Below are 10,933 nucleotides of genomic sequence, written 5' to 3'. Positions count from 1 at the left end.
CCTGTGAATCACAACCGCTCGCTCAGTTCAATAAATTAATAGGTCCTGAGCCTAAAGCTACAGTAAGCGGAAGCGGCTGCGCCGCTAAGGCTCATGAAGCTTCGCGTAACGGGGTCGAGCCGCAGCCTGAGCCCAACACCTCGCCATTGCGGGGGTTCAGGGCCACACCATCCTTCCTTCTCCAGATCGCGCCCGGCCTGCGGGATCTGTGCACAAGCAGTCATCCGTCCGAGCGGGAGATCATGGAGGCAATACCCTTCCTGTGCCACGGGCTGGGCGTTTCCACCCATGCGTGGCGTCAGGCCGTGAGTGTCCTTGGTCCCTACGAGGCGGCCGTCGCGCTCTGCGTCATCGCTGCCCGGCATGGCCGGGGTGAGGTCCGTTCACCCGGCGGTATGCTGAGAGCCATGATTGCCCGTCATGCAGACGGAACGCTGGCTCTCGATCGCTCGCTATACGGTCTGGCTGAACATCTTGAGGCGTCGAAAGCAGTGCATTGACCTGTTTTCAGTCGCACGAGAACTCCAGAAAATGGGCAGACGAAAGGAGAGGTTCATGCTGGCAGAAATTGAAGACACCACGCAGGCCGAGGACGTCGCTGCCCCGATAGCAGTTGGAGGGATCGCCGTTGAGCGTCTGTGTTCTTTCATCGAACGGGTAGAGCGGTTGGATGAAGAGCGGAAAGCTTTGACCAGCGACATCAAGGATATTTTTAATGAAGCAAAATCGGCCGGTTTCGATGTGAAGACAATCAAGCAGATCCTGAAGCTTCGAAAACTTGAGCCCACGGAGATCGAAGAAATGGAGACGCTTCTGCACATCTATATGCGTTCTCTGGGTATGTGAGGCGATCGTGACCGTCTGCCGCGCTTCGCGGCCCATGGGCGCGTGCGTCCCACGCACGCCGACAGATGTGACATTGAGGATGCGAGACGGGCGGTCTGCTCGGGAAGAGAAAAGGCGTGTGTCAGTTTTGGACACACTTCGGAAAAGTCATCGTGTTGGAGAGGCACATTCTGATGGGACTTGATGCAACAGAGCTGGTGACAATCCTCGCGCCGCTGGTCGAGATGGAAAAACAGGCCGCGTCCTGTGCGTCTCTTGAAGAGTATCATGCATTGCGCCAGAGCGGTGAGGCGACGAACGCACAGGTTCTCGATGAGATACGGGCCGTCGTGACGCAGAGTAATCCGTCCCTGCCCGAACTGCGCGAACTCTATTATGGCGTCCTCAGAAGCCCTGTTTACGCTGGCGATCCCGAGACCCAGGTAAATGTCACGGCGATCCTCAATGAGGCTTTTAAGGGAGTTGCGGGCTGGCAGCGATAAAACTGCGTAACGGAAAACCGAAATTCTTGCTTTGATATGAGATGGCATATACAATACGGGATATACAAAGAGGAGGGCGATATGCCTGTTCCGGAAATCAATCCCCGACCTCGGGAAGTAAAACTGTTCCGCAATAATCGTAGTCAGGCAGTACGTATTCCGGTCGAATTCGAGTTGCCGGGGGATCGCGTTCTTATTCACCGTGATGGTGACAGGCTGGTTCTTGAGCCCGTGAAGGCACCGACAACGCTGAACGAACTGCTCGCTGCATGGCGGGAAGAGCCACCGCTCGCTCCCGAGGATGACTTTCCAGATGTTGAAGATGCGGCAGCCAGACCGGAAGATGTCCTGTGAGCGCCTATCTTCTTGATACCAACATCATCAGTGATCTTGTCCGCAATCCGTCCGGACTGGCGGCGCGACGCATCGAACATCTCGACCCTGGCGACCTGTGCACCAGTATTATCGTTGCGGCGGAGCTGCGATATGGATGTGCGAAGAAAGGTTCTGCAAAACTACTGGCCCGTGTTGAAAATGTGCTGACCTTTGTACCGGTATTGCCGTTCGATATTCCGGCTGACGGAGAATATGGCGGTATCCGTGCTGAACTCGAAGCGGCAGGGCAAGTAATCGGCATGAATGATCTTCTGATCGCGGCTCATGCCTACGCTCTCAAAGTCACTCTGGTGACGAATAACGTCCGCGAGTTTAGCCGCATCAGAGGGCTGAAGGTCGAGAACTGGCTGGAGGATATGACATGAATGACGCCCAGACTAACAACGAAGAACTGGCCACGCCTACTGATGATCAAATTGATTCTGCGGTGAAAGCAATCGTAGCGATCATACTTCCGGCGCCATTCTCAAAACCCGATAAGGGGTCTGACCATGGCCGCTAGCCAAACTCTGGAAGTCGATCCCTCTGAGGCTTTGCCCGGGTTACAGCGCGGTCGCGAAATAGCTCGCACGGGCATCCACCTTCTTCCGCACACCGGGCCCATAGTCACCAGCGTTGTGGTTTTTATCGCAATCGCGGCTTTTTTTATCTGGGTATGGTGGCGCAACAGACGGGACGGTTACTGAAAGTTTCGTGCTTTTACAGCGACCGGTCTGCGATCATTCTCTCCAATCTGTCTAAGCAGCGTGGTCCCATCTTCAAGGTTTCGTACCACAACGTGCATGACCTCGCCTTCACGCTGCAGGGTGCCGTGGACAATCATAAGAGACGTCCCCATCACGATGGCCCGTTGCGCCTCGATCCGGTCTTTCCACAGGATCAGATTGGCGACCCCTGTTTCGTCCTCAATCGTGATAAACATCACACCTTTCGCCGTGCCCGGACGCTGGCGCATCAGCACCAACCCGGCAATCACGATGCGGGTTCCGTCCCGCAAGGTCGTGAGATCTTCACAGGGAATAACGCCTCTTTTCGTAAGCCCATCCCTCAGAAACGCGAGCGGATGCGCCCTGAGAGAAAGCCCGGTTGCCATATAGTCTTCCACCACGTCCGAGCCTTCGGTCATCGGACGCAGAACGACCGAAGGTTCTATGACTTCCGGAGCGGGCCGGTTACGCCCAAGATCTGCTGCCGCGAACAGCGGAAGCGGTTCATCCGCCAGCCCCTTGATCTGCCACAGCGCAGCACGGCGGTCACAGTTCAGACTGGCAAAGGCGTCTGCTTCCGCCAGACGTTCCAGAGCCGCACCTGAAACATCCGCACGGCGCCAGACATCTTCAACAGTGTCGTAGAGAGGCATACGATTGACGATCAGACGTGCAGCATCAGCGTTGGCCAGTCCTTTGACCAGGCGCAGACCGAGACGTAATGCGAGACGGGCGCTACCCGGACGTCCTTCAAGCGTGCAGTCCCAGCGCGAGTGATTCACACACACCGGTCGGACTTCAACGCCATGCTCCCGTGCATCCCGCACGATCTGGGCTGGCGCATAGAACCCCATGGGCTGGCTGTTCAGAAGAGCGGCGCAGAAGACGTCCGGATGATGGCACTTCATCCACGACGAGGCGTAAGCGATCAGCGCGAAACTCGCTGCATGACTCTCGGGAAATCCGTAGGAGCCAAATCCTTCAAGGTGCCGGAAGGTCCGTTCGGCGAACTCCTGCGTGTAGCCATTGGCGACCATGCCGCACACCATCTTTTCACGAAAGTCGGTGATGGAAGCGGTATGATCCCGCATTTTCATGCCGCGTCGCAGCTGATCGGCTTCGCCTGGTGTAAACCCCGCGCAGTGTATGGCGACCTGCATGGCTTGCTCCTGAAACAGCGCGACGCCCAGTGTGCGGCCGAGGATCTGACGCAGGGCGGGCGAAGGACAATCGGGGCGCTCCAGACCCTCACGGCGACGCAGATAGGGATGCACCATGTCGCCCTGTATGGGGCCGGGCCGGACGATCGCCACCTGAATCACCAGATCGTAGAATGTGCGCGGCCGGGTGCGTGGCAGCATCGCCATCTGGGCGCGGCTCTCGATCTGGAAGGTGCCGAGCGTGTCGGCCCGGGCGATCATCGCGTAAGTCTGTGCGTCCTCGGGCGGGATTGACGCCATGTCATAGGCGCGTCGCCCATGTCTCACCAGAAGATCGAAAGCGCGCTGCAGACAACCCAGCATCCCCAGACCGAGCACATCGACCTTCATGAAGCGCAGTTCGTCGATGTCGTTCTTGTCCCAGACGATGATCTGCCGATCTTCCATCGCCGCAGGCTGGATCGGCACCAGCTCGTCAAGCCGGTCATGCGTCAGGACAAAGCCGCCCGGATGTGTTCCCAGCTGACGCGGAAACCCCAGCACCTGGCGGGCAAGGTAGAAGGTCAGCCCCAGACGACGGTCATTCAGATCAAGACCGATCTCGCGCGCACAGGTCTCGCGCTTTCCTTTGTCGTCCAGAGCTGATGCAAGATGTTTCGAGAGCAGGCCCAGCACATCATCAGGCAGACCGAGCGCCTTACCGACGTCACGCACCGCGCCTTTTGGCTGATAGCGCATGACGGTTGCACAGAGGGCGGCCCGCTGGCGGCCGTAGCGCCGGTAGATCCACTGAATCACCTCCTCACGACGGTCGCTGTCGAAATCGACGTCAATATCAGGCGGTTCGCGCCGGTCGGCCGAGATGAAGCGTTCAAACAGGAGACCGGAACGCACCGGGTCGATGGCGGTGATTCCGAGCACGTAGCAGATGGCGCTGTTGGCGGCGGATCCCCGTCCCTGACAGAGGATTCCGATCGAGCGCGCGTGACGCACGATCGTTTTCACCGTCAGGAAGTAGGGTGCATAGGCCAGTTCGCTGACAAGTTTCAGCTCGTGGGCAAGCTGGCGCCGCACGTCCTCGGGCGCACCGGCAGGATAACGCAATGGCAGCGCTTCGCGCACCAGCCGAACCAGAGTGTCCTGTGATCCCTCTCCCTCGACATCGGTCTCGGATGGATACTGGTAACGCAGTTCACTGAGCGAGAACTGGCACAGGGAAGCGATCTCGACTGATCGGAAAAGTGCCGCTTCATGCCCTCTGTAGAGTGACTCCATGTCAGCAGGACCACGAAGATAGCGGTCCCGCCAGGGCTCACGCAGCGCGCCCAGAGTATCCACCGTCACGTTGTGCCGGATGGCGGTCAGCAGGTCCTGCAGCACGCTGCGGTCCGGGGTGTGGTAGAGCACATCCCCGGTCACGACTGTGGCGACGTCAGCCGCGCCGGCCATTCGCTCCAGCAGGTTCAGACGCCCGGTATCCCCGGCCCGCCAGTGGCGGCTCAGGGTAAGCCATATCCCGGCACAGTGGTGGCGGATCCGCGTGAGCGCATTCAGCCGGTCCTGCACCGCAGTATACGGGGCGTCCGAAGAAAGAAGCAGCAGCAGGTGTGAGACACGTTCGTCTGTCAGATCGCTCCACGTCAGATCGAGCCGGCCACGCTCGCCACGACGATGTCCGAGGGTCAGCAGGCGACACAGTTGGCCCCAGCCTGTCCGGTCCACCGGATAGGCCAGAAGGACACTGCCATCAGTCAGATCAAGGCGTGCGCCAGGCAGTAACCGCACGCCGTGGGCCTGTGCGGCGGCATGGGCGCGGACGATGCCGGCGACGGTATTGTGGTCCGTGACGCCAAGCGCCTGAAAACCGAGACGGGCGGCACGGGAGAACAGTTCGTCAGGATGACAGGCGCCACGCAGGAACGAGAAGTTCGTGCAGGTCTGCAGTTCCACATAGGATGGCGCGGTCATGGGAACTCACCCGTGCGGATGACGGTGTGGCGTGGCGTCCGGCTGCGGAGCGCCGGGTTTGCGGCACAGCACAAAGCCGCTGCGTTCAAGATGCTCGACCAGGCGGTCCGCCACCACGCGCGCCATCAGCTCGTCGGCGTCATGCACGCGACGTCGGCCGTCATAACGCAGCCCATGAATCAGTGCCTCGGCGATCTCGGACGACGAAGCCGGAAACAGGTATTCCTTCGTTTCGTCTGCCCCATTCATCAGAACAGCCCGTGGAGGAACCATGCTCCATCCCCTGTCCAGCTGTGCGTGCCGTCGCCCTGGCGATACAGCCAGAAGCGCTCGCCATCTTCGGTCTCGGTAATCCAGTAATCGCGGGCGGCGTGAAACTCGCTGTCCGAGAACCACCACTCCCCCTGGATGCGCTCGGGACCATCAGTGGCCAACACACAGTGCATGCGGCCGTCCCACAGAAAGCGCTGCGGTGCTCCGCTTTCGGCTTCGGCCTCGACACGTAAGGGTTTTGGCGGATCGAGCAGGCGGATGGGGCGAACGAAAGGAAAGGCGGGTGCGACGTCCACGGCGTCCTGTTCGCTTGTGACAGGACATTGTGCCTGGGCACGTTCGGGGATCTGGCTGGCACGGGGCGCGAGACGGAAGACCCGCGCTGCGCCGACACGGTTACAGAGACGATCCACCAGACAGGAAAGGTCGCCCTCTCCATCGTGACCGCGCTCAAGCACGGTCTGATCGCCCGTAGTCTGTCGCGCTTCATGACGGGAGACTGTGAGCGTCATCACCTCGATCCCGAAACCCGGCTCGATGACGGCGATCCGCTCTTCCAGAAGACGACGCAGGTGGGCGGCCTGATCGACGGGCGATGCCGTGCCCACCCGCACCGGCTGAAGTGTGCCATCCACACGCTCACAGACCAGATCCATCTGACGTGCCCCCTGACCGCGTTGGCTCAGGGTTTCAGAGATGTCGTCCACCAGCTCAGCGATCACAGTCGTCAGTGCCTCGGCCGTGCCGATTGGCTCCAGCATCTGGCGCTGCGCGCGAATGGCATCGGGCGGGATGACTGGACGGATCGGTTCGGGCCGGACACCGAGCGCCTCATCCAGGCGATGCATCAGAATATCCCCGAAACGCCGTGTCAGGGGTGCGCGGGCTGTGCGCCGCAGATCGCCGATCCGGGTGAACCCAAGACGGATCAGCCCCTCGCAGGTCTCGGCTGGAAGACGCAGAGCAGCAACAGGAAGAGGATCGAGCGCCGCCGTCGTGCCGCGTGGCGGGACAAGGGTGTCACGTCCGCGCCCGAAGCGGGCGAGTGCGTGGGCGGCTCCGGGCGTGTCGGCCAGCGCCAGACGCACATGATACCCCAGTGCTTCCAGCTTCTCGCGCACGACTGCGAGCATGGCGTCCTCGCCGCCATACAGATGGGCGCAACCGCTGGTGTCGCACCATACGCCGTCCGGCGGATCCGCTGACGTCAGGGGACACAACCACAGGCACCACGCCGCCAGCCGTTCAAGAGCCGCCTCATCCTCTTTCCGGTTGCCCTCGCATGTCGCGAGATCCGCGATCAGGCTTCGGGCATGGGCCAGCGCCATTGCGGGACGGATGCCCGCCTGACGGGCTATAAGATCGGCCGCCATCACCACGGGTCGTCGCCCATCGTGCTCATGCAGCACAAGTCCCGCTCCGCGGGTCTCCTGTGGGTGGCGGCGACGCCACAGATCCGTGTGCCACAGAGGAAGCCAGATCGAGAGGATCCGTCGCATGACTGGGTAATCCGTATGTCCAGGTGAAAGGCCGTCCGTCCCGGCTGCGAAGCAGTTCGATCCGCCAGTGTTCCGGACCGATCACACTGTTCAGCGATACCGGGCGCGCCGCGCCGATCCGCCAGCGGGTTTCACAGGCGCTGGGAGGCGGTAGTGCGCCGTTCGGGGTGGGACGAAGCAGAAAGCCCGTGGTGCCTGAGCTTTCGGCCGCGAGCTGCAGGCGGCGTGACGCGGTGAGGGAGAGCGGAACGCAGAGATCGCACACCAGCGCCACCACCCCGCGCTCGCGCAGGGTGTCCTCGCAAAGCGGGAGAAGATCGCGGGGCTCGCACTGCACACAGATCAGGCGTCCTGGCGCGAGGCCTGCGCCCTGCAGTCCGGTCGCATGCAGGTTGAGATGGTGTGCTGCAAGCCAGACCACCTGACCCGAAGCGCGAGCCAGAACGCGGGCGACAAAGCGCGTGGGACGGGCGAGCAGGGCACGGTCACAGCCGGCGCCGAGGAACTCGTGGACGCGGCCACGGCTCAGGCCCCCGCCCAGCCGGTCATCGAGCGCGGCAAAGCCTGTTGAAAGACGAGCGTTTACTCCCGCAGAGACATGATGCCGCTCCATGCGGCGGATCTCGTCGCGCAGGAGTGCGAGCGTATCGGCTGTTCTCCCGGCCATGATGTGTCCTCGCTCAAAAACAGGAACATAAAGAGAACATATAACCGTCATGAGTCAAGAATGAACTGTGCGGCGGAAAGACCGAAAACCGTGCAAAGAGAGAGACACGTTCCGGAAAATATGTTACAAAACAGGACCGATTGCGAAGAGGTAGCGACATGACCGTGCTCATTGCCGAGAAGGATCCGACCTCACTGAGTGTCGATGAGATCGGTTGTGCCAGAACCGCTATTTCTCGCCTGGCCTGGATTAATGGCATAACGGGCAAACGTGAGCCCGTTGATACCTTTGTCGACGCCGCCGCCCATCTTTCTGGAGCGGACGCCAGTTTCGATCACTATGAGCGACTGCTTATCGAAATAGGGCGTCGTGGCGTTCTTTCAGATGAAGAATGTTTCGCCTTGCATGCGGCGTACCTGACACAGAGAGCCGATGGCGTTTGATCCGTTTGGCGACCGGGAAACACGCGGGTATCTCAGGAACCGACTTAAAACGAATGACCCGCATCTCATTCGGCAGCTGGAAGGTGCTGCATTTGCGCGAAATGTCCCGCATGCCCTCAGGTTCCTGAGCGGAATCGCTGCTCCTGATTATTCGGCTCTCAAAGAGACACACCGGATTCTTTTTCAGTCGGTCTATCCGTGGGCCGGTGAAGACCGCCAACACAATGCGCCCGATCTCGCCATAGGCAGAGGAGGCATGAATGACCTGTTCGCACACCCTGCGGATGTGTGCCGTGCTGGTCGCTACGCGATGGCTATGGGTATGGACCCGGATAAAATCAGGACTCATCCGGGTGAAGTGTTCGGAGCACTCGCTTATGCCCATCCGTTCCTTGACGGAAACGGACGGACCATTCTCACGGTTCACACCGATCTGGCGGCCAGAGCGGGCTTCCATATTGACTGGAGCGCAATCCCGAAAGAAGCCTTTCTGAAAGCTCTGACCGACGAACTCAGGTCTCCCGGCAGCGCAATGGATGGTCTGGTGAGTCCGTATATCAGAACAGGCACGCTTTCCGCAGAACACGTCACATCGTCCCTGATAAAATCGGTAACAGCCGCGTCTCCTTCTCCGGGCATATGAGGAAGGACGATTATGGCAGACGGAAAGCAATCCATCACGCTTCGCGGCCCATGGGCCCGTGCGTCCCACGCACGGTGATGGAGTGAGGAATGGTACGGGCGTGAAGGGGAGATTGCTCGGGAAGGAAAAGCGAAGAAAAATCTTTTTCCGACGACGTTCTCAGTCGCACGCGATGGATCGAAATTGATTGTCAGCTTCGAGAGAGGGAGACAGTCGAATGCAAGACCGATCACAGACGTGGCGTGAGTGGGAGACGACCTGCGTTGGCGGATGCACTCTCCGGTTTCGGTCGCGTTCGGAGCGGGTGGAGAACTGGTCGGAGACCGAAGTGTTTCAGATGACCGACGGCACGCGGACCTGGACGGGTTCCGCCTATTTCAGTCTTGATGAAACCTCGATCTATTCTGTTGCGAAGATAACGGTCGCAGATTCACCGCATTTGAAGCTTAACGGATGCGAACATGCCCGTTCACTGGAGGCATTTGTCGTCTTTGCGTGGCCAATCCTGATCGGGCATAATAAACTGCCTGACCAATTAGGTCGGATAGAAACATAAATACCTTTATACTGGAAAATAGGAAAAACGTCATGAATCATGTTCAAACTATGCTTTCCTGGACGCCTGCTGTAGGCATCTTCGCGTCCGGTATGTTTGCCTACCTTAATTCGGCCCTTAACGATTCCACAGCAAAATTCGCGAAACTGCAGTTCGTCGCTGTGATCAGCGTCGTATGTATCTACGCTGTTTTCAAGTCTTACAAATAGAATGGAAACAGGAGATTCTGTCATGGCCCTGGGCGACAAACAAAAAAGCGCCGCTTTGGAATGGGCAAGAAATAACCCTAAAATACAGAAACAGCTTTGGGAGATAAAATACGATCTGTTCTACAGGCCGCTTGTCCAGTTTGGTGGGGCTACGCTGGCGTTGATTTTGCGTGGTTTGCGCTGTGGTGGAGAACGCTCCAGGCTGCACCAACGTGGTGGTTTGAGGTATTCAGTTTTTCTACATTTGTGAGCAGTGCCTATTTCTTGGTCGGAATCATGGCACCTTCAAATAAAGCACGAGCAAGATCCATTCTTTTTGGTGCAGTCTTACTGTCCACTCTCTATGTCATCGAACTCACTGTGCCCGTGTTTCCGTAACACCTGCTTTCTGCCGACCTTTATCTGATCGCCTGCCCTTTTGCGCTCCCCTGTCGATGGCTTTGATGTATTCGATCGTGATGGGAAGTGTGTGTTTTTGATGGAGGGGCATGACCCTTCATCAGGGATGATATTGCAGTGACGGCCCAGAAGCCCAGAAAACAGAGGATGATCAGTAAAAAACCTCTGACACGCCGCCATAACCGCCAGGCCACGTACTCCCTGCGGCACAACCGGTCGAATTGTTTCTGGGGAAGCCAGCCTTCCCGAGCCTTGCGCGGTTCCACCAACGATCCAAAAAAGCGCGAACGTCGGAACTTCCCCATATGTCCCTTCCTGAAGAGCGCTCAGAACGGGTCATGGGAGACAATCATCACACCCTGGCCCTGTAGATGAGAGCGACAAAATATCCGATTGTTACCGCTATAAGTGGCTTTGTTGCAGCAATACCGGCTAGGGATTCCCTGTTGGAGTTCAGTTTGTTCGCTGGGTGTGATGAGCAAGCCGAAGCCCACGCGCTACCGAACGACGAACTGGATACAGACAGGGAATCCCTTCACCGTATTTGCGCAACAAAGTCGGTCAGACACGTAAACAATCTATGTGAATTTTGCCATGCCGATGGCATTTGTAACAACACATTAAAGATTGAAACATTTTATTTTGTATATATCTTTGAATCCCATTAGTTATACCGCTCCATAAA

14 protein-coding genes are annotated in these 10,933 nt (G+C 58.6%); 10 read left to right on the top strand and 4 right to left on the bottom strand.

The features are described 5' to 3' along the window. From repC to ABF824_RS13775, 6 genes are all read left to right on the top strand, one after another. On the top strand, positions 1 to 500 hold a 500-nt coding region (gene repC, locus ABF824_RS13800), incomplete at its 5' end, for a replication initiation protein RepC (protein ID WP_415489584.1). 55 nt (positions 501 to 555) lie between these two features. Further along, complete coding sequence (locus ABF824_RS13795; protein ID WP_415489583.1) at positions 556 to 846, top strand: DUF2312 domain-containing protein; 291 nt, start codon at positions 556 to 558, stop codon at positions 844 to 846. A 152-nt stretch (positions 847 to 998) separates the two neighbouring features. Further along, entirely contained in the window at positions 999 to 1,328 is a 330-nt protein-coding gene (locus ABF824_RS13790; RefSeq protein WP_415489582.1) for a hypothetical protein, read from the top strand. Positions 1,329 to 1,409: 81 nt separating this feature from the next. After that, positions 1,410 to 1,682 carry an antitoxin gene (locus tag ABF824_RS13785; protein ID WP_415489581.1) on the top strand — a complete coding sequence of 91 codons (273 nt, stop codon included), beginning with the start codon at positions 1,410 to 1,412 and terminating at the stop codon, positions 1,680 to 1,682. Next, the gene (locus tag ABF824_RS13780) at positions 1,679 to 2,089 is read left to right on the top strand and encodes a type II toxin-antitoxin system VapC family toxin (RefSeq protein ID WP_415489580.1); all 411 of its coding nucleotides are present in this window, start codon (positions 1,679 to 1,681) and stop codon (positions 2,087 to 2,089) included. Before ABF824_RS13785 ends, ABF824_RS13780 begins: the two co-directional genes overlap by 4 nt. Further along, positions 2,086 to 2,226 carry a hypothetical protein gene (locus ABF824_RS13775; protein ID WP_415489579.1) on the top strand — a complete coding sequence of 47 codons (141 nt, stop codon included), beginning with the start codon at positions 2,086 to 2,088 and terminating at the stop codon, positions 2,224 to 2,226. Before ABF824_RS13780 ends, ABF824_RS13775 begins: the two co-directional genes overlap by 4 nt. 177 nt (positions 2,227 to 2,403) lie before the next feature. Here the strand turns inward: ABF824_RS13775 and ABF824_RS13770 are convergent, their stop codons facing one another. Genes ABF824_RS13770 through ABF824_RS13755 form a run of 4 tightly spaced genes read right to left on the bottom strand, consistent with a single transcriptional unit; the run spans position 2,404 to position 7,998 of the window. Continuing rightward, entirely contained in the window at positions 2,404 to 5,559 is a 3,156-nt protein-coding gene (locus ABF824_RS13770; protein ID WP_415489578.1) for an error-prone DNA polymerase, read from the bottom strand. Positions 5,560 to 5,565: 6 nt separating this feature from the next. Further along, a complete protein-coding gene (locus ABF824_RS13765; RefSeq protein WP_415489577.1) occupies positions 5,566 to 5,832 on the bottom strand; it encodes a hypothetical protein in 267 nt (88 codons plus the stop codon). Then, entirely contained in the window at positions 5,808 to 7,331 is a 1,524-nt protein-coding gene (locus tag ABF824_RS13760; RefSeq protein WP_415489576.1) for a Y-family DNA polymerase, read from the bottom strand. The genes ABF824_RS13765 and ABF824_RS13760 overlap by 25 nt, the downstream gene beginning before the upstream one ends. Further along, a complete protein-coding gene (locus tag ABF824_RS13755; protein WP_415489575.1) occupies positions 7,231 to 7,998 on the bottom strand; it encodes an ImuA family protein in 768 nt (255 codons plus the stop codon). The genes ABF824_RS13760 and ABF824_RS13755 overlap by 101 nt, the downstream gene beginning before the upstream one ends. A gap of 158 nt (positions 7,999 to 8,156) precedes the next feature. On the opposite strand from ABF824_RS13755, the gene ABF824_RS13750 reads away from it, so the two are divergent. From ABF824_RS13750 to ABF824_RS13735, 4 genes are all read left to right on the top strand, one after another. Then, positions 8,157 to 8,441, top strand: a complete 285-nt coding sequence (locus ABF824_RS13750; protein WP_415489574.1) for a hypothetical protein — start codon at positions 8,157 to 8,159, stop codon at positions 8,439 to 8,441. Then, on the top strand, positions 8,431 to 9,084 hold the full coding sequence (locus ABF824_RS13745) for a Fic/DOC family protein (protein WP_415489573.1): 654 nt from the start codon (positions 8,431 to 8,433) through the stop codon (positions 9,082 to 9,084). The genes ABF824_RS13750 and ABF824_RS13745 overlap by 11 nt, the downstream gene beginning before the upstream one ends. Positions 9,085 to 9,421: 337 nt before the next feature. After that, entirely contained in the window at positions 9,422 to 9,640 is a 219-nt protein-coding gene (locus ABF824_RS13740) for a hypothetical protein (protein WP_415489572.1), read from the top strand. Between the two features lie 231 nt (positions 9,641 to 9,871). Beyond that, positions 9,872 to 10,099 (top strand): hypothetical protein, encoded by a 228-nt coding sequence (locus tag ABF824_RS13735; RefSeq protein ID WP_415489571.1) that lies wholly within the window; start codon positions 9,872 to 9,874, stop codon positions 10,097 to 10,099. The last annotated feature ends 834 nt before the right edge of the window (positions 10,100 to 10,933 follow it).

This window comes from Acetobacter sp., assembly GCF_047721705.1.
Classification (GTDB): Bacteria; Pseudomonadota; Alphaproteobacteria; order Acetobacterales; family Acetobacteraceae; genus Acetobacter.
This window is presented reverse-complemented; position numbering and strand designations above follow the sequence as displayed.